18 protein-coding genes, 1 tRNA gene and 1 rRNA gene are annotated in these 22,954 nt (G+C 41.2%); 17 read left to right on the top strand and 3 right to left on the bottom strand.

Features of this window, described 5'->3' with window-relative positions; genetic code table 11:
* Nucleotides 1-117: 117 nt before the first annotated feature.
* Nucleotides 118-229: ribosomal RNA gene (gene rrf / locus AB1A65_RS15895) — 5S ribosomal RNA — on the top strand.
* 151 nt (nt 230-380) lie between these two features.
* Here rrf and AB1A65_RS15890 read toward each other — a convergent pair.
* From AB1A65_RS15890 to AB1A65_RS15880, 3 genes are all read right to left on the bottom strand, one after another.
* A complete protein-coding gene (locus tag AB1A65_RS15890; RefSeq protein WP_366590913.1) occupies nt 381-1,847 on the bottom strand; it encodes a glutamate synthase subunit beta in 1,467 nt (488 codons plus the stop codon).
* Nucleotides 1,848-1,855: 8 nt separating this feature from the next.
* Complete coding sequence (gene gltB / locus AB1A65_RS15885; protein ID WP_366590918.1) at nt 1,856-6,361, bottom strand: glutamate synthase large subunit; 4,506 nt, start codon at nt 6,359-6,361, stop codon at nt 1,856-1,858.
* 315 nt (nt 6,362-6,676) lie between these two features.
* The gene (locus AB1A65_RS15880) at nt 6,677-7,819 is read right to left on the bottom strand and encodes an acyl-CoA dehydrogenase (protein ID WP_366590912.1); all 1,143 of its coding nucleotides are present in this window, start codon (nt 7,817-7,819) and stop codon (nt 6,677-6,679) included.
* 234 nt (nt 7,820-8,053) lie between these two features.
* Here AB1A65_RS15880 and nhaD point away from each other — a divergent pair, with 234 nt between their 5' ends.
* From nhaD to AB1A65_RS15800, 16 genes are all read left to right on the top strand, one after another.
* On the top strand, nt 8,054-9,439 hold the full coding sequence (gene nhaD / locus AB1A65_RS15875) for a sodium:proton antiporter NhaD (RefSeq protein WP_366590911.1): 1,386 nt from the start codon (nt 8,054-8,056) through the stop codon (nt 9,437-9,439).
* 57 nt (nt 9,440-9,496) lie between these two features.
* Nucleotides 9,497-10,189, top strand: coding sequence for a MotA/TolQ/ExbB proton channel family protein (locus AB1A65_RS15870; RefSeq protein WP_366590910.1), 693 nt, complete (start codon nt 9,497-9,499; stop codon nt 10,187-10,189).
* An 8-nt stretch (nt 10,190-10,197) separates the two neighbouring features.
* Nucleotides 10,198-10,584: a biopolymer transporter ExbD gene (locus AB1A65_RS15865; RefSeq protein ID WP_366590909.1), complete on the top strand. Its 387-nt coding sequence runs from the start codon at nt 10,198-10,200 to the stop codon at nt 10,582-10,584.
* Nucleotides 10,584-11,474 carry an energy transducer TonB gene (locus tag AB1A65_RS15860; RefSeq protein WP_366590908.1) on the top strand — a complete coding sequence of 297 codons (891 nt, stop codon included), beginning with the start codon at nt 10,584-10,586 and terminating at the stop codon, nt 11,472-11,474. The genes AB1A65_RS15865 and AB1A65_RS15860 overlap by 1 nt, the downstream gene beginning before the upstream one ends.
* Entirely contained in the window at nt 11,474-12,685 is a 1,212-nt protein-coding gene (locus AB1A65_RS15855; protein WP_366590907.1) for a folylpolyglutamate synthase/dihydrofolate synthase family protein, read from the top strand. Before AB1A65_RS15860 ends, AB1A65_RS15855 begins: the two co-directional genes overlap by 1 nt.
* Nucleotides 12,686-12,758: 73 nt before the next feature.
* Nucleotides 12,759-12,833 (top strand) — tRNA-Val (locus AB1A65_RS15850).
* A 295-nt stretch (nt 12,834-13,128) separates the two neighbouring features.
* Nucleotides 13,129-13,677, top strand: a complete 549-nt coding sequence (locus AB1A65_RS15845) for a hypothetical protein (RefSeq protein WP_366590906.1) — start codon at nt 13,129-13,131, stop codon at nt 13,675-13,677.
* Nucleotides 13,678-13,706: 29 nt separating this feature from the next.
* Complete coding sequence (locus AB1A65_RS15840) at nt 13,707-14,240, top strand: hypothetical protein (RefSeq protein ID WP_366590905.1); 534 nt, start codon at nt 13,707-13,709, stop codon at nt 14,238-14,240.
* A 50-nt stretch (nt 14,241-14,290) separates the two neighbouring features.
* Entirely contained in the window at nt 14,291-14,719 is a 429-nt protein-coding gene (locus tag AB1A65_RS15835) for a hypothetical protein (RefSeq protein ID WP_366590904.1), read from the top strand.
* Between the two features lie 195 nt (nt 14,720-14,914).
* Entirely contained in the window at nt 14,915-15,406 is a 492-nt protein-coding gene (locus tag AB1A65_RS15830) for a hypothetical protein (RefSeq protein ID WP_366590903.1), read from the top strand.
* 276 nt (nt 15,407-15,682) lie between these two features.
* On the top strand, nt 15,683-16,897 hold the full coding sequence (locus AB1A65_RS15825; protein WP_366590902.1) for a DUF4856 domain-containing protein: 1,215 nt from the start codon (nt 15,683-15,685) through the stop codon (nt 16,895-16,897).
* A gap of 113 nt (nt 16,898-17,010) precedes the next feature.
* Complete coding sequence (locus AB1A65_RS15820; protein ID WP_366590901.1) at nt 17,011-18,147, top strand: imelysin family protein; 1,137 nt, start codon at nt 17,011-17,013, stop codon at nt 18,145-18,147.
* Nucleotides 18,148-19,515, top strand: coding sequence for an HTTM domain-containing protein (locus tag AB1A65_RS15815; RefSeq protein WP_366590900.1), 1,368 nt, complete (start codon nt 18,148-18,150; stop codon nt 19,513-19,515).
* Nucleotides 19,496-21,967, top strand: coding sequence for a TonB-dependent receptor (locus tag AB1A65_RS15810; RefSeq protein ID WP_366590899.1), 2,472 nt, complete (start codon nt 19,496-19,498; stop codon nt 21,965-21,967). The genes AB1A65_RS15815 and AB1A65_RS15810 overlap by 20 nt, the downstream gene beginning before the upstream one ends.
* Before the next feature lie 13 nt (nt 21,968-21,980).
* Entirely contained in the window at nt 21,981-22,439 is a 459-nt protein-coding gene (locus AB1A65_RS15805; RefSeq protein WP_366590898.1) for a heme-binding domain-containing protein, read from the top strand.
* Nucleotides 22,440-22,565: 126 nt separating this feature from the next.
* Nucleotides 22,566-22,874 (top strand): hypothetical protein, encoded by a 309-nt coding sequence (locus AB1A65_RS15800; protein ID WP_366590897.1) that lies wholly within the window; start codon nt 22,566-22,568, stop codon nt 22,872-22,874.
* The last annotated feature ends 80 nt before the right edge of the window (nt 22,875-22,954 follow it).

Genomic DNA, 22,954 nt, shown 5'->3' with positions numbered 1-22,954 from the left:
GCGCAACAATGCGCCGTCCCTCTATATGTCATATTGAAAAACTGTTCTTTTTGCATGGACATCGACAATGTTCGGTGTCGTTGGCAAGAGATGCCAAATCAAGTTTGGCACAAAGATCTAGGTGGCCATGGCGACGGGGCCCACCCCTTTCCATTCCGAACAGGGAAGTTAAGCCCGTTTGCGCCGATGGTACTGCCACACCAGGTGGGAGAGTAGGTAGCCGCCTTCCTCAAGGCCCTTCACTTTATAGTGAAGGGCCTTTTTTGTTTTTATGCGTTATTTTTTTTGAAGCTATTTTTCTATAACCAATTAATAAAAAAGCTCCCCAAGGAAATCCTTGGAGAGCCCTCCATAAAATAGTCTGGTTGGGTATTTACTCTTTATACTCTTGGTAGATCTCCATCACCTTTAAGCGGTAAATCGGATTTTCCCATTAAATACGTGTCTACATGGTGTGCAGCCTGTCTCCCTTCAGAAATGGCCCATACAATCAGGGATTGACCTCTTCTTTGGTCACCGGCTACAAAAACACCCGGTACATTTGTTTTATAATCTGCTGCTGATGCCTTGATATTGGTTCTTGGGTCCATTTCCAATCCCAATTGGTCGGAAATTGAGGTTTCTGAACCTGTAAATCCAAGGGCCAACAGAGCCAAATCGCATTCCCATTCTTTCTCAGTCCCTTCAACTTCTTTTAAAACTGGGCGTTGGCCAGGAGCTGTTTCCCAGAAAACTTCAGAAGTGATTAAACCTTTAAGGTTGCCCTTGTCATCACCAACAAATTTTTTGGTGGAAATGCTAAAAACACGCTCAGCACCTTCTTTGTGTGAAGAACTGGTACGCAAGCGCATAGGCCAAAAAGGCCATGGCTGTCCTTCAGGACGTTCTGGTGTTCCTTTAGGCATAATCTCAAAATTGGTTACCGAAACTGCACCTTGTCTAATAGAGGTTCCAATGCAGTCTGAACCGGTATCCCCACCACCAATAACAATCACTTTCCTTCCTTTGGCGGATATGTCTTCGCCCTTAAAGGGAATACCATCTACCTTACGGTTGTTTTGCGGCAAGAAGTCCATGGCTTGGGTTACTCCTTTTAAATCTGACCCTGGAATGGGCAAATTTCTTCTAACTGTAGCTCCTCCACATAGCACAAGGGCATCAAATTCATTTTGTAAATCCTTTGCACTGATATCAACTCCAATGTGAACTCCAGTTTTGAATTGAACGCCTTCTTTTTCCATCACCTCTATACGTCTATCGATGACGTTTTTTTCCATCTTAAAATCAGGAATGCCATAGCGTAAAAGACCACCAACTTTTTCATCGCGCTCAAAAACGGTAACTTCATGTCCAGCTCGGTTAAGCTGCTGGGCAGCAGCCAAACCAGCGGGCCCTGAACCAATAACGGCAACTGTTTTTCCTGTTCTCTGTGTTGGAGGTTCTGGCTTAATCCATCCATTTTTGAAAGCAGTCTCGGCAATTTGCTTTTCGATGTTCTCTATGGTAACAGGGGGTTCGTTTATGCCCAATACGCAAGCTTCTTCGCAGGGAGCAGGGCACAATCGACCTGTAAATTCAGGGAAATTGTTGGTGGCGTGCAATATTTTGGCCGCCTTTTCCCATTTTCCTTGATATACGGCATCGTTAAAATCCGGAATTAAATTGCCCAATGGGCAACCACTGTGGCAAAAAGGAATACCACAGTCCATGCAGCGAGCACCTTGGTTTTTTAATTCTGCCTCTTTAAGAGGTTTAGTAAACTCCTTATAGTTTTTGATACGTTCTTTGACAGGGGTGTAAGCTTCGTCCTTTCTGTCAAATTCCATAAATCCTGTAATCTTTCCCATTTCTCAAATTATAAGGTTTCCATTTTTTCTTGTTCCAATCGAATGAGTGCTTGACGATATTCTTCTGGAAATACTTTGATGAATTTTGGAAGGTATTCTTCCCATTTTTCCAAAATTTCCTGCGCCAATGGACTCAATGTAGCGTTATAATGGTTTTCGATGAGTTCTTTGAGTTGCTTTACATCATTATCTTCTTCAACAGGAAGCAAATTCAAATCCTCCCCGTTACAACGTTTCTCAAAAGAACCATCCTTGTTTAGCACATAGGCAATCCCACCGCTCATTCCGGCACCAAAGTTTCTTCCTACACCGCCTAAAATAACGGCCACACCACCCGTCATATATTCACAACCGTGGTCTCCGATACCTTCAACAACAGCTTTAGCTCCTGAATTTCGAACGCAGAAACGCTCACCGGCTTTACCATTGATGTATGCTTCACCAGAAGTAGCCCCATAAAGTGCAACATTACCAATGATGATGTTTTCTTCGGGTTTAAAGGTTGATTTAAACGGTACTTTTATCACCAATTTGGCTCCAGATAGTCCTTTGCCCAAATAATCGTTGGTGTTTCCGTTCACGATCATGGTTAGTCCTTTAGTGGCAAATGCCCCGAAACTCTGTCCGGCCGAACCGGTGAAATTCAATTTAAGTGTATTGTCCGGAAGGCCTTCCGCACCATAAATCTTTGAAATCTCGTTACTGATGATGGCTCCCACAGATCTATCTGTATTGCGAATTGGGAAATCCAAGGAGGTCTTTTCTTTTCTGAACAACGCCGGGTGTGCCTTGGCTATGATTTCAAACTCGATGGATTTATCAACGTCGTGTTGTTGCTTTACCGTATTATAGAATTTGGTTCCTTCAGGGACATCTATTTGATACAAGATTGGGCTTAAATCAATGCCGGCAGCCTTGTAGTGCTCAATGGCCTTGTTTCTATCCAGTTTTTGCACTTGACCCACCATTTCGTTGATGGTTCTAAAGCCAAGTTTTGCCATGATTTCACGAAGTTCTTGGGCTACAAAGTACATGTAGTTGACCACGTGTTCCGGTTTTCCCTGGAATTTTTTGCGCAACTCTGGGTTTTGTGTCGCAATACCCACAGGGCATGTGTTTAAGTGACAGACACGCATCATAATGCAGCCTGAAGCAACTAATGGTGCAGTGGCAAACCCAAATTCTTCGGCCCCTAGCAAGCAAGCTACGGCCACATCTCTTCCTGTTTTTAATTGTCCATCACATTCCAATACCACCCGGTTTCTCAAATCGTTGAGCACCAAAGTTTGTTGGGCCTCTGCGATTCCCAATTCCCATGGAAGTCCGGCGTGTTTCAAAGAGGTGAGAGGTGATGCTCCCGTTCCGCCATCAAAACCAGAGATTAGGATAACATCCGCTTTTGCTTTGGATACCCCGGCAGCAACGGTTCCTACCCCTACTTCAGAAACCAGTTTTACATTCACCCGCGCCTCTCTATTGGCTGACTTCAGGTCGTAGATCAATTGCGATAAATCCTCAATGGAGTAAATATCGTGGTGGGGCGGAGGGGAAATCAAACCTACATAAGGGGTTGAATTCCTGGTTTTTGCAATGGCGGGATTTACTTTGGGTCCAGGTAATTGTCCACCTTCCCCGGGTTTGGCACCCTGAGCCATTTTTATTTGTATTTCTTGGGCATTGGTTAGGTAATTGGAAGTAACCCCAAATCTACCTGATGCCACCTGTTTGATGGCACTGTTTTTCCAATCACCTGTCTGGCTTCTATAAAAACGAACCGGATCCTCACCTCCTTCACCTGAATTGCTCTTTCCTCCAATTCGGTTCATGGCAATCGCTAGATTTTCATGTGCCTCCTTACTGATACTACCGTAGGACATGGCGCCCGTCTTGAACCGTTTTACGATTTCGGTCCAAGGCTCAACTTCTTCAAGTGGAATGGGGTCATAGTTCGAAAATTCGAACAATCCACGGATGGTCATTAAGTTTTTAGACTGCTCATTAACCAATTGGGAATACTCCTTATAAGTATCCGGCTCGTTATTGCGTACCGATTTTTGAAGTTTGGCAATACTTAATGGATTGAACATGTGCTTTTCGCCATTTCTTCTCCAACGATACTCACCACCAATCTCAATATCCAGATTGGCTGCTAATTCCTGGGTTGTGAATGCCTTTTTGTGACGCTTGGCTATTTCCTTCTCAATTTCGTACAAGCCAATTCCCTGAATACGTGTTGGTGTATTGGGGAAATATGTGTCCACTACTTTGGTGTTGATGCCAATGCATTCGAATAGTTGAGATCCCCGGTATGAGTTCAAAGTGGAAATCCCAATTTTGTTCATCACTTTTAGGATGCCCTTGCCAATGGCCTTGTTGTAATTTTTTATGGCTTCCTCAAAAGTGTATTCTGTAATGTTGTTCTCTTTTATTTGCTCCCCGATGATTTCATTCACCAAATAGGGATTGATGGCGCTTGCGCCAAATCCAAACAATAAGGCAAAATGGTGTACTTCGCGTGGTTCGGCAGATTCAATGATGATGCTCAATTTTGAACGTTTCCCCATCTTGCGCAAACCACTGTTCACATAGGAACAGGCCAACAAGGCGGGTATGGCGGCCATTTCGGTGCTCACCATTCTGTCTGAAAGGATAATAATATTGGCTCCCTCATCAATCGCATCAAACGCTTGTTGAAGAATAGAGTCTAAAGCCTCCTCCAGTCCATTGTGTCCTTTTCCCACTTCATATAACATGGAAATGGAGACTACTTTGTAATCGGGGCTGGAATCGTAATTCTTGATTTTATCCAAATCCTCTTTGGAAATTACCGGATTTTGAATCTTAAGTTTTCTACAATGAAGCTCATTGATATCAAAAATGTTTTGGTCGCTCCCCAGGGTTAGGCTAATATCGGTAATCAACTCTTCACGGATACCATCCAACGGTGGATTGGTTACCTGAGCGAACAGTTGTTTAAAGTAATTGTATATAAGTTGAGGACGTTCAGATAATACTGCAATTGGTGTGTCTGATCCCATGGAACCGATAGGCTCTTTGCCCTTTTCGGCCATGGGCATGATAATGGTATTGATGTCTTCCAAGGTATACCCAAAAGCTGCCCTTCGGGTGTCCAGTGGAAATTCACCAAAGAAAACAGGGCAATCATTATAAGGTATATCACGAAGGTGTACCAAGTTATCCTTCAACCATTTCTGATACGGATGTTTTTTGGCGATGGCCTCTTTGATTTCTTCATCATTAATGATTCGGCCTTCCTCCATGTTCACCAAGAACATTTTCCCGGGCTCCAATCGCCCGTGGAATTCAATATCTTCAGGATCAAGCTCCAAAACCCCGGTTTCAGAAGACATGATCACATACCCTTTTTTGGTCACTGAGTATCTTGATGGACGCAGTCCGTTTCGGTCTAATACGGCACCAATGTAATTTCCATCGGTAAACGGAATGGAAGCTGGACCATCCCAAGGTTCCATTAAACAAGAGTTGTATTCGTAGAATGCCTTTTTGGACTCAGACATTTCTTCATTCTTTTCCCAAGCTTCAGGAACCAGCATCATCATGATTTCTGGTAGTGAACGGCCGGTCATCAACAACAATTCCACAACCATGTCCATACTGGCGGAATCGGATTTCCCTGGCAGTACTACGGGCAATATTTTTTTAATATCCTCACCAAACCAGTCACTTTCCATAAGTTCTTCGCGAGAGCGCATACGGGAAACATTTCCCCGTAAGGTGTTGATCTCTCCATTATGGCACATGTACCTGAACGGTTGGGCCAAATCCCAAGTAGGGAACGTGTTGGTGGAAAACCTTTGGTGCACCAAAGACAATCGGGTAACTACCCTAGGGTCCAACAGGTCTTCGTAATATCTGCTGATATCCTTTGGCATCAACAGACCTTTAAAAATGATGATCTTGGTGGAAAGACTAGGTAAATAGAAAAATTTACTTTGGGACAGCTTACTATTTATGATGGTATGCTCTGTAATTTTTCTAGCGATGAAAAGTTTTAGGTTGAACTGGAAGTCGTCTAAAGACTCACCCTTGGCAATAAAAACCTGTTTTACGTAGGGTTCGGTTTGCGCTGCAATACTTCCCGGCACGGAACGATTTACAGGAACATCTCGCCAACCTAGGAGTTGAAGTCCTTGTTTGGCAATATTTTCTTCGAGAACGGAGATACAAAAATCCCTTTGGTTTTCTTTTTGGGGAAGAAATACATTTCCCACCGCATAGTCACCGGCTTCGGGCAAGGTAAACTTACAGACTTCCACAAAAAAGTTATGGGGGATATCAATCAAAATACCGGCACCATCACCTGTTTTACCATCTGCACTTACGGCTCCACGATGTTCCAACTTATCCAAAATCTCGAGGGCTTTGTGGATAATATCATTGGATTTTTTTCCTTTTAGGCTGCAAATGAAGCCTGCACCACAGTTATCGTGCTCAAACTCGGGTAGATATAAACCTTGCTTTTCCAATTTCATCATTATGGTATTTCTTCAAAAATATCAAATCTGATGAATAAAATATAGGGTTTTTAGGCAATGTCCAATAAAAAATCAACGTAATGATTGAAGGGTTAAAAAATATGCAATATCAGAATTTCACCAATGTTAAATTATGATTATCTCAAAGTGAAGTTATAAATATGTTGTAACCCATCCCAAAAGAAGGGGTGTTGCTAAAATAGTTTTCTTTGAAATAAAAATAGTATAGTATTTTGGGGATTAATCCAAAAAAAGTCTAATAAATGTAACTTAAACCCCTTTTTTTAGGGGGTTGTGGTGGAGTGTAAATTTTTAGTCTTTCAAAACACTTCTGGAAATAACAATTTTTTGAATCTCTGAAGTGCCTTCATAGATCTGGGTGATTTTGGCATCGCGCATTAACCGCTCTACATGATAGTCTTTTACAAATCCATTTCCACCATGTATTTGAACTGCTTCAACACTGGTCTCCATAGCCACTTCTGAGGCGTATAATTTAGCCATTGCACCAGAAAGCGTATAGTCCTTGCCTGAATCTTTATCGCACGCCGCTTGGTATACTAAATTTCTAGCAGCTTGTATTTTGGTATGCATATCGGCCAATTTAAAGGCAATGGCCTGGTGGTTGGCTATTTCGGTTCCAAATGTCTTTCGTTCTTTGGAATATTTTAAGGAGAGCTCATAGGCTCCGGCAGCAATTCCGAGGGCTTGTGCAGCAATCCCAATTCTACCTCCTGCCAAGGTTTTCATGGCGAATTTAAATCCAAAACCGTCTTCTCCGATGCGGTTTTCCTTTGGAACTTTTACATCATTGAAAATTAGGGAGTGTGTGTCGCTTCCACGAATGCCCAGCTTGTTTTCCTTGGGTCCCACCTCAAAACCATCCATCCCTTTTTCCACAATAAGGGCGTTTATGCCTTTATGTCCTTTTTCTATATCGGTTTGGGCGATGACCAAAAAGACTTCCGCGCTACTACCGTTGGTTATCCAATTCTTGGTTCCATTCAAGATGTAATGGTCGCCTTTGTCTAGGGCAGTTGTCTTTTGGGAGGTGGCGTCACTACCCGCTTCAGGTTCGGAGAGACAAAACGCCCCAATAATTTCACCGGTTGCCAAGCGAGTCAGGTATTTTTCTTTTTGGGCTTCTGTTCCAAAAGTTTGCAGTCCCCAACATACCAATGAGTTGTTCACAGAAACCATAACCGAAGCGGATGCATCGACTTTGGAGAGCTCTTCCATGGCCAATACATAAGAAAGGGTATCCAATCCACTGCCGTTGTATTTTTCGCTTACCATCATGCCCATAAAGCCTAGCTCTCCCATTTTTTTGACCAATTCAAAGGGGAATTTTTGGGTTTCATCCCGTTCAATTACTCCGGGTAGTAGTTCGTTATTGGCAAAATCCCTTGCCGCCTGTTGAATCATTAATTGCTCTTCGGAAAGTGTGAAATCCATAAAACTGAAAAATAACCAAAAATATAGCGCAAATATAGTGTTATAATGTCAATTTTACATAAAAGTATACTGATGAATGAGAATGATTCAATATTTTTTGAAGGCCTTATGAGTCAACTTTACTTTTTCACAATAATTTATTAACTGAAGATTATGCGGAAAAACTCATTTTGAATATCTTTAGCGCAATTGAGAACTACTTCAAAATTTTTACAAAAATAAACCAAGCTTAACATGGAGACCCTTCTGATTGTCATTTTTGTCATTGGATATTTGGCAATAACACTCGAACATAATCTGAAAATAGATAAACTTATTCCCGCACTGGCCATGATGGCCATTATGTGGGCACTAATGGCCTTTGGAATTGATGGTTTCTCCAATTGGTTTGATTCCGGTGAGCATGCACTTTTGGAAAATTTTGGTGCTTTGGGACATGAGGAGAAAACACACCTTTTAGAAGAGACCTTGCTGCACCATCTGGGAAAAACCTCTGAGATTCTGGTTTTTCTTCTGGGAGCCATGACCATCGTAGAGATCATTGATTATTTTGATGGTTTTGCTACTATAAAGACCTTTATTAAGACGCGGAGCAAGAAGAAAATCCTTTGGATTTTTTCTTTTTTAGCTTTCATTCTTTCTGCAATCATAGATAACCTTACCGCAACGATCGTACTGATTTCCATCCTTCAGAAAATTGTGAAGGACAGGGATACAAGACTTTGGTATGCAGGTTTGATTATTATTGCGGCAAACGCGGGGGGTGCTTGGTCACCCATTGGGGATGTGACCACTACCATGCTTTGGATTGGTAATAAGGTTTCCACGGCCATGCTTATAGAGCATTTATTGATTCCATCCTTGATATGTATGGTAATTCCATCCTTCATTGCATCTTTCCTTCCGGCCTTTAAGGGAGAGATAGATGTAGAGGATGAAGAGCAGCCAAAATCCAAATTTGGTCCCACCATGTTGTATTTAGGCCTCGGGGCCATCGTATTTGTTCCTGTTTTTAAAACGGTAACCCATTTGCCACCTTACGTTGGAATGATGCTTTCTTTGGCAATAGTCGCCACCTTTGCCGAAATATACAGTAACTCCAAGATTGCTATATCCTCTGTTGATCAAGAAAGTGATGAGGCAGCTCATCACAGCCCTGTGCACAGTGCTTTGACCAAGATAGAATTACCAAGTATCCTTTTTTTCCTTGGAATTTTAATGGCTGTAGCGGCTTTGGAATCTTTGGGATTGCTTTTCAACTTCGCCGAAGGACTTAAGCAGGGAATGCCGTTAATGGGCACTGAAATGCCAGGCACACAAATTTCAGACCTAGTGGTGCTGTTATTGGGTGTAGGATCCGCGGTTATTGATAATGTTCCGTTGGTTGCAGCCAGTTTAGGGATGTTCTCCGAACCTATGGATGATCAGCTATGGCACTTTATCGCATACTCGGCTGGTACTGGCGGGAGTATGCTGATCATTGGTTCTGCCGCTGGAGTTGTGGCCATGGGAATGGAGAAGATAGACTTTTTCTGGTACCTTAGAAAGATAGGTTGGTTGGCTTTCATTGGGTTCCTTTCAGGAGCTATTTGTTACATGTTAATGCGATATTTGTTCTAAAAAATACTTTAGCTCAAAAATCTCCGTTATTATTGCATAATAAATTGGGGATTTTATATGAATATTTTTCAAGAAGTAGCTGAAGGTGTTGAGGCAGGAGCCTCTATTTCAGAAGAAAAGACACTTTCCGTAATAGACCTTATCGTTAATGGAGGTACAGGGAGCATCGTAATAATCTTGGTGCTTTTTGTCCTTTTGTTTGTAGCACTCTACATTTATTTTGAACGGATTTTTGCCATAAAGGCGGCTTCGAAAATCGACAAAAACTTCATGAACCAGATTCGTGATCACATCATGAATGGGAAGTTGGACGCGGCTAAAATACTCTGTGCCCAAACAGATTCGCCCGTAGCTCGATTGACCGAAAAAGGAGTGTCAAGAATTGGGAAACCTTTGGATGACATTACCACGGCCATTGAGAACGCGGGAACATTAGAAGTTTACAAACTGGAGAAGAATGTCAGTGTTCTGGCCACTGTGGCCGGTGCTGCTCCCATGATTGGTTTCTTGGGAACCGTAATTGGTATGATTTTGGCTTTCCACCAAATGGCAAGTAGTGGCGGGCAAGCTGAAATGGGGTTGTTGGCATCCGGTATTTACACTGCCATGACCACAACGGTAGCTGGTTTGGTGGTAGGTATCATTGCTTACATTGGGTATAACCACTTAGTGAATAGAACCGATAAAGTAGTTCACAAAATGGAGGCCAACGCCGTTGAGTTTTTGGATTTGTTGAACGAACCTATATAGGTCCCAATATGAAATTGAAAGGAAGAAATAAGGTCAGTCCAGAATTCAGTATGTCGTCCATGACGGATATTGTATTTCTGTTGCTGGTGTTTTTCATGTTGACATCCAATGCGCCCAACGCCCTGGATTTACTGTTGCCAAAGGCAAAGGGCAAGTCTACCAATACGCAGAATGTTTCGGTTACCATCAACAAGGACCTCAACTATTTTGTGAACAACGAGCAGATTAACAAGGAATACATTGAAATTGAATTAAAAAAGGCACTTGAAGGTCAAGACAAGCCGACTATTATCCTACGTGCGGAAGAAAGCGTTGCCATAAAAGAAGCGGTCAACGTTATGGATATCGCCAATAGGAACAACTACAAGGTCATCTTGGCTGTGCGGCCAAAATAATGGCATTTTTAGATACGAGACACAAGAAAAAATCATTCACGCTCACTACTCTTCTCTTGAGCGTATTGCTCCTATTGCTTTTTTACATAGGACTTACCTATATGGACCCACCCATAGAAAACGGTATTGCCGTTAACTTTGGCACCATGGACTTTGGTAGTGGCGAAGTTCAACCTAAGGAAAAGGTACGATCAGAACCCCAAAAAGTGGAACCAGAACCCGTTGAAGAAGTTCAACAAGTAGAGCCAGAGCCTCAGGAAGAAACAGTTCAAGAAGAACCTGAACCTGTGGAAAAGGTTTTGACCAGTAATAACGAAGAGTCCATCCGAATAAAGCAACAGCAAGAAGCCAAACGCAAAGCAGATGAAGCGGCCAAGAAAGCCAAAGAAGAAGCAGAGCGCATTGAGCGTGAAAAAAGAGAGGCTGAAGAGAAAAAACGTCAGCAACAAGAGGCGAAAAAGAAAAACTTGGACGCACTTATCGGTGGAATTGGTCAGTCTGATGGAACAGCCACAGGCAGCGAAGGCGATGATAACAGGGTAGGAGATAAGGGGCAACCCGATGGTGATCCCTATGCCAACAGTTATTATGGTACGCCCGGAAGTGGAAGTGGGGGAAGTGGATACGGATTAAAAGGTAGGTCTTTAGTCAATAGTAATGCGGTGCGCCAAGAATGTAATGAAGAAGGTCGTGTTGTGGTCAGGATAACAGTAGATAGGTCTGGGAAAGTCATAAAAGCTGAACCCGGTGTAAAAGGAACGACGAATACAGCTCCATGTCTTTTGGACCCCGCACGGAAAACAGCACTTAGCCATCGATGGAATACAGATTCCAATGCACCCGCACAACAGATAGGTTTTGTGGTAGTCAACTTTAAACTTGGGCAATAGTGACCTACAAGGAGACCCTGGAGTGGATGTTCTCGCAACTTCCCATGTACCAGCAAAAGGGTATTGTGGCCCTGAACGCCAAGATGGATAATATCATGGAGTTCTGTAGTTTGCTGGAAAATCCCGAAAGGAAATTTAAAACTATTCATGTTGCAGGAACCAATGGAAAGGGTTCATGCAGTCATATGCTCGCTTCAATACTACAAGAAGCGGGGTACAAAGTGGGACTGTACACCTCTCCCCATTTAAAGGATTTTCGGGAACGGATTAAAATCAATGGTCAAATGGCCAGTGAAAAGTTTGTGATTGATTTTATCTCCAAGCACAAATCCTTTTTGGAATATAAGAAACTGTCATTTTTTGAAATGACTGTCGGGATGGCCTTTGCCTATTTTGCTGATGAAAAGGTGGACATCGCTATCATAGAAGTGGGTCTGGGAGGACGACTCGATTCTACAAACATTATCACTCCTGAAGTTTCCCTTATTACTAATATTGGATTGGACCACACCCATATTTTGGGTGACACCATAGAGAAAATAGCCTTGGAAAAGGCGGGAATCATTAAACCAAGGGTTCCTGTGGTCATCAGTGAGCGCCAGCCGGAAACGGAAATAATCTTCACTTTGATTGCCCATCAACTTCAATCAGAGATAATTTTTGCAGACACACTGGAGGAGCGCAACTATAAAACTGATTTGCTTGGTGAATACCAAAAGCAGAATGTTAGAGGGGTTGTTGCCGTAATTCAACAGTTAGGGGCTTTTAATGTTACTGAAAAGGCAATTACGGAGGGATTGCAAAAAGTGGTTTCTAATACAGGTTTGATGGGCAGATGGCAGGTTTTACAAGAAAAACCAATGGTGGTATGTGACACTGCCCACAATAAAGAGGGATTACACTATGTGTTGAAGCAAATCGCCAAGCAAAGATATGAGCAGCTTCACATGGTGTTGGGTTTTGTAAATGACAAAGATGTAAAGGGTGTTTTGGAACTATTTCCAAAAGAAGCTCATTATTACTTTGTAAAGCCCAATATTCCCAGGGGAATGGATGTGGAGAAGCTATCGGAATTAGCTAAATCACAGGGGATCGGGGGTGAAAATTTCACCTCGGTGGATGCGGGATTAAGAGCAGCTTTGGCCAATGCAAAGAACAATGATTTTGTCTATGTTGGAGGCAGTACATTTGTTGTGGCAGAAATAGTGTGATTTTTTTCGATTTTTTCTTTTTTGTATCAGAAAAAGGATGCTATATTTGCACTCCATTTGAGAAAATGGAATAGGGCGCGTAGCTCAGTTGGTTCAGAGCACCTGGTTTACACCCAGGGGGTCAGGGGTTCGAATCCCTTCGCGCCCACGACACTCACAACTGGTTTGTGATTTTAAGACATAAAAAACCCATCAAGTTTACTTGAATGGGTTTTGTTGTTTTAAAGCCCGTTTTATTGAACTTTCAACCTTAAACAAGTTCACTGAGTCTAAAGCGTTTACTTTTTCGGCACACCTAATTGGTTTCCCATTTAGACCCTTTATTACCCCCATTTTGAAGTTAAATTCATGTGGCCCGATTGACTGTTTTACTCCCCATTCACCGAAAACCCAATTTTTGATAAATAGAAATTTCCTACATTTAAAGAAAGCTCTAATAAACGATGAGACTAACACTACTTTTATTAATTCTTGTTGGATTAAACCATCAAACACTGCATGCATGTAAATGTGATGTTAAAGATGATATAAAAGCTCATTTTGAGGGTACTGAGGTTATCGTTCATGGAAAGGTGATAAGTAAAGAATATGTTGATTTTGGACAATCGCTTACTGCCAAAGGTCTTGACTTGGTCTGTGAATCCTATGAAAATAATTTTGAGGTACTGGACTTTTTAGATAAGGACTTTCTAATAAAAGTTGAATTAGAGGTTATTGAAACTTATAAGGGCCAAGAACTTCCGAAAAGAATTTCAGTATATACTGCCAGAACATCTGGAGCCTGTGGATATTTAGCATTTGAAACTGGTAAAGAATATCAAATTTATTTATCTACTACGTGCTATTTTAACTTTCAATTTAAAAAAGCGAATCTGGACAAAAGCCATTACAATGGATTTTGGACAAATAGATGTGCCAGAACAGATGAATTTGATTCAGCGGAGGATAGGGAATTGAAAAAACTAAGTACAGCAAAGCATCGATTAAAATAAAGTTCAAATAAACAATAAAGACAACTAAGTTGAGAATACAGCAAAAACTTAATACACTATTATTAATCACAATATTTCCACTGTTCTTTGGCTATGGACAAGATACAATTGGTATTAAAGAAATTTATATTAATGATGGTTTTGCCTATAAAGTTAGTAATGACAAAATTTTCACTGGGGTAGCACAAAAAACCAGAAAAAATGGTCATATTGTTTTTGAAGAGTTTTATGATAATGGTATAATACTTTCTGATATTACCTATTTCAATTTCCGAGAAAAAGAACCATCTAATAAGACAATTTATCACGTATCCGAAAACTTTGTTCCTCAAAAGAGAATCAAATATCTATCAGATAAACATGGGCAATGGCAAGAAATAATCCATTACGACCTTAAGGGGCAAAAGGTACTCGAAGAGACTTTAAAGGAAGGAAAAACAACATATAAGTGTGAATATTTAAATGGTAAAAAACATGGTAGTGCTTTCTGCTTCGATGATGATGGAAATGAATTGATATTCAAATACGAGAATGGGAAGAAAATAAAGAATGAATTACCCTAAAAGTTCAAATAAACGATTCATAACAAGTTGTATTCAAGATTAAAATTCCGATGAGGATAAAAGAAATCATATTAGCAAGTCTTTTAATTTCAAGTTGTGGAGGAACTAAAAATTTTACCATTCTCCCTGAGTTAACATTGGAAAACCAACAAGCAAATAAATTAATTGTTGATCGAAAACCAGATTATGGGATTAATGGACGTGACGGTTGTGTTATAATGGGGGAAATCTCAATGATCATTACCGAATTGGAAAACAGAAAATCCGTACGTGGAAAAGTATTTGATTCGGAAAAAAAAGAACCATTGATAAATGCTAAACTTAAATTAACTATCGAGCAAAACGGTTCGGAGAGAACATCGGAAATTTACTCGGATGCAAATGGAATTTACAATACGGACTTATTCGGCGAACTGAAAAAAATGGAAGTAGAATATATCGCATATCGGACTTTGAAAATTGATTTTGCCAAACAATGAAACGAAGTAAGAGCAAGGCGAAAACAATAAAGTTCAATTAAAAGATTCCCCTGGCGGACATAAAAGCCAACACAATTTCGTTGGAAACGGTAATTGGTGTTTATGAAATTTTCATTTTATATCATTTTAATCTTATGTATTGCAATTAGTTGCATTGGTCAGCATTCTGTGTTGGAAACAAACGATAAGTTGATCATGAGCAAGTTAATTGATGCGCTTGCCTATCCAACTCCACCACCACCATCCTTGGATTCTAATGATACGATAATACCCCAGAGAATTGTAGATTCCCTTCTTAACGTAAAGATGGACGTCGGAATACATCCTAACATGTATGGTGATTTCGACTCATCAGCCATAAATCTTCTCCCAGACACATATAAGGAGTTAATGAATTCCAGTAAAACCAATACTAAAATTATCACTGATCTTAGTGGCATTGAAAGTCCAAGGGGACATCATATCAAACTGGTAGACACGACCCAAACGGATGAGTTGACCGGTTTCTACAATGCTGACATACTTTTTCACTTTTCAGCCATTACATATAATTCTGATAAAACAAAAGCAGTTCTAGAATTGGGGATAAGTAAAGGTATGTTAAATGGCAGTTCAGGGATTCTTTGCATGGAGAAACGGAATGATGAATGGACCATAGTAGAATCATTTGGAACAAGCATATGGTAAAGAATGAATTTTTTTCAAGTCTAATCTTGTAATATTGATGCTCTCATAGATATAAATTCATATAGCGAACTACAAATCCGTATAGCGATTTCCAATTGCATAATTATGCCCATCCCACAAAAACACCATAATTGTTTTTAAACGAAGGTGTTGACTCTCTTTCAAAAAAATATTCATCAGTCATTTAAAATAAGTCTAAATAAATTTGTCAATCAAATAGCTGGAGAATATATTTGCCGCAACAAACTATTTACATTTAATCTAAATAAAATTAAAATGGTAAAAAGATTCCTTTTGTTGGGTATGATTGTAGGTCTTATGGCTTCTTGTTCCAACGATGATTCTGACGATGTTGACCCAATAATCGCCATTGACAATCCTACTACTTATATTTTTGAAAGAAATGGTGAAAGTTCGGTAAGCTTTGATGGACAGACCACCCGTATTTTAATGGCGGAGGAGATTATTTCCAAACTTCAGGATGAAACCACCACCGAGCAGATATTAAATGACATGTTCGCACACGTGGAAGGTGCCAGCGATTTTTCCGACGCTGATTTAAATGCATCCGATAAAAGTGTACGAAGCAAAACAGCAGCTTCTTTCGATTATTTTTCCGGTAATGCCACCAACCAGGCGCTAATCCGTGCCGATTTTGAGAATTGGATCAAGACACAAGTAGATGAGGTGTACCCAAATTGGAACACAGCTGCAGCGGCCGGTACTGCCGGTCAGATTGCGGACGGTTCCTCCACAAGATACGTTACCGCAAAAGGATTGGAAATGAACCAAGTTTTCAATAAATCATTGATTGGAGCCTTAATGGTAGATCAAATTCTGAACAATTATATCAGTTCAAATGTGCTGGACCCATTTGAGGAAGCCAATGACGCCGGAACTTTGGTCGAAGGCAAGAATTACACCGATATGGAGCATGATTGGGACGAAGCCTATGGCTATGCCTTTGGTACCGCTCAAAACTTGGCCGACCCAAGACCGACCATTGGTGAAGATGATAGTTTTTTAAACAAGTACATTGGTCGTGTTGAAGGTGATACGGATTTTGCAGGCATCACCGAAGACATTTACCAAGCCTTTAAATTGGGACGTGCTGCCATCGTTGCCAAAAATTATACGGTTCGCAACGAGCAAGCAGAGATTTTACGGGAACTGATTTCCGAAATAATCGGAATAAGGGCCGTGTATTATTTGCAACAAGCGAAGAACGCGATTGACCAAGAGACACCTGATTATGGTGGGGCCTTCCATGATTTGTCAGAAGGGTATGGCTTTATCTACAGCTTGCAGTTTACACGCAAACCCGGTACAAATGATCCTTACTTCACCAAAACTGAAGTGGATGCCTTCCTGGCCGACTTAATGGATGATGGCGCAAATGGACTTTGGGATGTAACACCGGCCACTCTTGATGCCATTTCCGAAGCCATTGCGGATGAGTTTGATTTTACAGTAGCACAAGCCGGAAGCTAGTACGCAACGAATTCCTTAAAAGTGACAAACAAAAAGAGGTGGTCTTGTTTCAATTCCACCTCTTTTGCTATCTTTGACTCCTTGTTTAATTGGAATAAATAAAAATAAAAGCGATGAGGAAATATTGGTGGGCTTCAATTGTGGTTGCTTTGGTTGTTTGGGCCTGTTCATCGGATGGTTCTACTGACCCAGTAGGAGGAACAGATGATGATGTAACGGTGACCTTTGACAGAGGTGCTATGTTGGTCAACTGGGCAGATAACATTATACTACCATCGTATAAAGCATTTGAAACCGAGATTTCCAGTCTAAACTCAGCCTATGAAGCCTTTTCTCAAGATAGAACGGTTGACAATCTGGTCGCTTTTAGAAGTGCATGGGTCGATGCTTACACCGCATGGCAGACTGTATCCATGTTTGAAATCGGTCCTGCGGAATCAATAGGATATCGATTACAGATGAACACCTATCCTGCTGATACAGATTTGATAGATTCCCATATTTCTTCAGGCAACTACGACCTTTCCCTTCCGGCCAACCGAGATTCCAAAGGTTTTCCTGCCTTGGATTATCTTTTAAATGGATTGGAAGCTGATGATGTTAGTTTGGTGGCGCGCTGGGAAAGCGGTGTTGAAGCCGACAATACGATGGAGTATATTGGGGATTTGTTGGAGGATATGATAGCACTGACCACTGACGTAGTCTCAGGATGGGAAGGTTCCTATCGCAATACTTTTGTCAATAGTGATGGCTCCTCAGCAACGGCTTCTGTAGATCGGTATGTAAATGATTTTATCTTCTACTACGAAAAGTTTTTACGGGCCGGTAAAATGGGAATTCCATTGGGGGTCTTTTCTGGAACTCCTGCACCCAACACCATTGAGGTCTACCATAAACCGGATTTGAGCAAAGCCATGTTTCTGGCAGGCTTGAAGGCTGTACAGGATTTCTTTAACGGGAAGCACTTTGGTAGTGCCACAACAGGCGAAAGTTTGGCTTCCTACCTGGATGAATTGAATACAGTAAAGGAAGGGGATGATCTTGCCAAACTGATTAATAATCAATTCAACGAAGCACGTAACATGGTTACGGCATTGGGCACTTTTAAAGATGAAATTGAGAACAATTCTCCGCCCACCAATATGTTGCTGGCCTATGATGAGGTCCAACGGGTGGTTCCTATGTTAAAAGTGGACATGGTATCGGCTATGAGCATAAGTATTGATTTTGTGGATGCCGATGGTGACTAGATGGAGCTGACCCTTAATAAATACCTGCAAAAAAATGTTGAGGCCGCCCCTTTGGCGGTCTTTCGTATTTTTTTTGGGATTATGATGTTGGGGAGCATTATTCGGTTTTGGGCGTATGGATGGATTGAAAAACTTTATCTGGAGCCCAAATTTCATTTTTCATACTATGGTTTTGAATGGGTGAAGCCATTGGGAATGGCAACATACGCTCTTTTTGTGCTTTGTGGGTTATCTGCCCTAGGTATTGCTCTGGGGTATAAGTATCGGATTTCTGCGGTGGTCTTCTTTCTCTCTTTCACTTATATCGAATTAATGGACAAGACCACCTACCTAAACCATTACTACTTTATAAGTGCCGTTGCCTTTCTCCTTATTTTTTTACCAGCCAACACGTATTTTTCATGGGATGCAAAAAAAAATAAGGCACTTGCTTTTCAATATGTACCAAAATGGAGTATCGATTCCATAAAACTGATGTTGGGAATTGTTTACTGCTACGCAGGTCTGGCCAAATTGAATTCCGATTGGTTGCTCAGGGCCATGCCCTTGAAAATATGGTTGCCGTCCAAGTTCCATATCCCGCTTATCGGAGATTTAATGACCAAGGAATGGGTGCACTATGCATTCAGTTGGGGTGGAGCTGCCTATGATTTGGCAATTCCATTTCTCCTTCTTTGGAGCAAGACCCGATATGTAGGTTTCTTTTTGGTGGTAATCTTTCATGTGTTGACCAGGGTGTTGTTTCCCATTGGCATGTTTCCATACATCATGATTGTATCGGCGCTTATCTTTTTTGATGCCGGTTTTCACCATAAAATAGTGGAATTTATTTCCAAAGTATTCAAGTTCAACAAAAAACTGTTTGATAACGGAAAGGCCCTCATCATCAATAAAAAGCCGGTCAACCAACTAAGGTATGGCGTTCTTTTGCTGTTTTTCACAGTACAACTCCTTTTCCCATGGCGCTACCTGCTGTATCCGGGAGAATTGTTTTGGACAGAGGAAGGATATCGTTTTTCATGGCGGGTCATGCTTGTGGAAAAATCAGGCTATGCTCAATTTAAGATTGTGGACAAGGCTACGGGAAAATGGTTCTATGTGGACAATACCGATTTTTTAACTCCATTTCAAGAAAAACAGATGGCCTTTCAGCCTGACTTTATTTTGGAGTATGCCCACTATCTTGCACAGCATTTTGAAAAAGACGGCCATAAGAACATAGGGGTGTATGTGGAGTGTTATGTAGCCCTGAACGGCCGGCTGAGCCAGCCCTATATTGACCCCAAGGTGGATTTGACCCAAGAACAGGATTCATTTAAACACAAAACTTGGATAGTACCATTTAAAGATGATATCAAAGGAATTTAAGAGTACATTTTTTCTTTTTTTATTGATTTCCATAGCATGGGGACAACAAAGTATTACAGGTGTTGTAACCGATTTGGAAGGGAAACCGTTGGCCCAGGCCGAAGTCTATATCAAGGAGCTTCAACAATTGCAGACTACTTCGGAAACAGGGAATTTTCAATTCATTGATGTTCCCTCTGGGCGATACAGCATTGTGGTTTTTACCTTTGGTTTTCAAGTGTATGAAAGAATCTTGAACACCAATGAGGAGGGGACGCTGAACATCGCGCTACAACCTTTGGGGGAACAACTATCCGAAGTGATTTTGACCAAAGAACGGGAAAAGGTCTTTGCCCTTCAACAGCTAAAAAAGGTAGAGGGTACGGCCATTTATGCAGGAAAAAAGAGCGAAGTGGTCTTGGTGGACAACCTTACAGGAAACTTGGCGGCCAACAATGCACGGCAGATTTACGGGCAGGTCGTGGGACTGAACATCTATGAAAATGGCGATGCGGGCCTACAGCTAAATATTGGGGGAAGGGGATTGGACCCCAATAGAACGGCAAATTTTAATGTGCGGCAAAATGGGTACGACATCAGTGCAGATGCCTTGGGGTATCCTGAAAGCTATTATACCCCTCCGGCAGAGGCGTTGGGTGAGATTCAGGTGGTACGGGGAGCGGCCTCCCTACAATATGGCCCACAATTTGGTGGATTGGTGAATTTTAAGTTTAAAAAGCCAAATCCCACCAAAAAAATGGAGTTGGTGTCCCGTCAAACCGTGGGCTCTTATGATCTCTTTACTAGTTTTAATAGTTTGGGTGGTACTGTTGGCGATTTTAGCTATTACACCTATTTTAACTACAAACAGGGCAATGGATTTCGACCCAATACCAATTTTAACAGCAGAAACTTTTTTGGTCATTTTGGATATCAACTTTCCGATAAAACAAAGTTGACCGCAGAGGCGACCTTGTTCAATTACCTTACCAAGCAACCTGGAGGATTAACGGATGCGCAATTTTTGGAGGACCCTTCGTTCAGTAACCGAGACAGAAACTGGTTTAATGTAGATTGGAAACTTTTTTCGCTCCGACTCGATCATCAATTTTCGGCAAACACCGATTTTAGCTTAAACCTGTTTACGCTGGATGCTACCCGAAACGCTTTAGGATTCAGGACCAACCGGGTTTCACAGCCCGATGACCCCAATGAACCCAGAGAACTGTTGCAAGACAATTTTCAGAATTGGGGGGCAGAGGCTAGACTGCTGACGCGGTATAAAATCAAAGAAAAAGATGCTGTGCTTTTATTGGGTTCAAAGTATTACCAATCCTACAACGAGCAAAGACAGGGGCCGGGGAGTACTTCCAGTGCTCCGGAATTTGTTTTTGAGGATGATGAATTCCCGAATTATGAAAGACAGTCGCAATTTGATTTTCCGAATTTGAACGTAGCGGTATTTGGAGAGAATATCTTCAATATTTCAGACCGATTCTCCTTAACCCCCGGCTTTCGTTTTGAATACATAAAAACCGAAAGTGAGGGCAGTTATAGGAATATTGTGTTGGACTTGGCCGGCAACCCATTGTTGAATGAAGAAATCCCGGACAATAGGACTTTTGAAAGAAGTTTTGTGCTCCTTGGCCTTGGGGCAGGGTATAAGATTTCACCACAAGCAGAGCTATACGGGAATTTTTCACAAAATTATCGTTCAGTGACTTTTAATGATATTCGGGTGGTAAACCCTTCATTCCAAGTCGATGAGAATATTTCGGATGAAGATGGGTTCACCGCCGATTTGGGTACGCGTGGCCGAGTGGGAGACTTGCTCAATTATGACGTAAGCGTATTTGGTCTGTTATATGATGATCGGTTGGGAGAAGTTTTGAAAAATGAAACAAGGACCAACGCCCAGGGTGAGCTTGTGGAAACAGGCAGAATAGTTCGTTTTAGGGGAAATATTGGAACAGCATTTATGTATGGTTTGGAAGGTTTTGCCGATTTAAACCTTAAAGAACTGTTCCCAATTGAAGATGATCGATTAAAATTGAACTACTTTGTGAATATGGCCCTGACGGAATCTGAATATCTATCCTCGGAGGAAAATAATGTAGAGGGCAATCAGGTGGAATTTATTCCCAAAGTAAATGTAAAGACAGGACTGAATTTTGGATACGGCAATTTCTTGGGAAGTCTACAATATACCTACCTCTCTGAACAATTTACGGATGCTACAAATGCTCCGCAAGATGTTAACGACAACCAAAGGGGCATCGAGGGTTCCATACCGGCCTATGACATTCTGGATTTTTCATTGTCCTATACCTACAAAAACTTTAAATTGGAGACCGGAATCAATAACCTTTTGAACAATTCATATTTTACCCGAAGAGCGACGGGATATCCGGGCCCGGGAATACTACCAGCAGAACCAAGAACCTTTTATACAACCTTGCAAATAAAGATTTAAACCATTTACAATCATGAAAATCATTAAAAAAATACTCGTCGCTTTATTGGTCTTATTGGTGATTATCCAATTTTTTCGGCCAGAAAAAAACATTTCTACCGAACCCGTAGCCACAACTTTTGAAAGTGAAACCCGGCCGGGCACTGAAATTGTTGCCATTTTGGAGAGCAAGTGCTATGATTGTCATAGTAATAATACCGAATATCCATGGTATGCCGAAGTAGCTCCTGTTTCCTTCTGGATTGACGGTCATATTGAGGAAGGGAAAGAGCATTTCAATGTTTCGGATTGGGCCTCGTTCGATACCAAAAAGAAAGCGCATAAAATGGAAGAGTTGGCGGAAGAGGTTGAAGAAGGTAAAATGCCGGAAGACTCCTATACATGGATGCATGGGAATCTAACGGAGGAAGAAAAGGAGAAACTGATTGAATGGGCAAAAAAAGTCCAGAAAAATCTAGAAGAGACAGAATAAAAGTATAAGCGGAACAACCATTTGTGTATCTCTCACAAGGGATTTCAGACATCAATGTACGTTAATTTAATATTTGTTAATTGTAAAATTAATGTAAAATGATTTATTTTTGCAGAAAGGAATACTGTGAAAATCGTTTGGAAATCCAGCAAAGAGAATACTAAAATCACCCCATTGCGGCTGCTCAACTTGGAATATGCCGTACAATTGCAGGTTATCAAGATATTGATCAAACAAGTTGAGCATTTAATGGATTACCAATCATTGATCGTAGTGGAGGTTGACCCGCAAAATGGCGCCGTTTGCATTAACAAAGAAACACCCGAACCATTGTATTCCATTCTTCAAGGAAATTTTCACGGGTTTGATTCCAGAATGGAGAAAACTTTTTCAATTCGGGAAAAAGTCGAGCATCCTTCTTTTAGGTCCGTGTAATACCGTTTGCTCCATACCGTAGAATTTTTTCATTTTTCACCACTAAATTCAATTGTACCGTTCACCGTCTTTTAAGCCAA

Source organism: Allomuricauda sp. ANG21 (assembly GCF_040705235.1).
GTDB lineage: Bacteria > Bacteroidota > Bacteroidia > Flavobacteriales > Flavobacteriaceae > Flagellimonas > Flagellimonas marina.
Note: the sequence above shows the minus strand (reverse complement) of the source record. Positions and strands in the feature narration are given on the sequence as shown.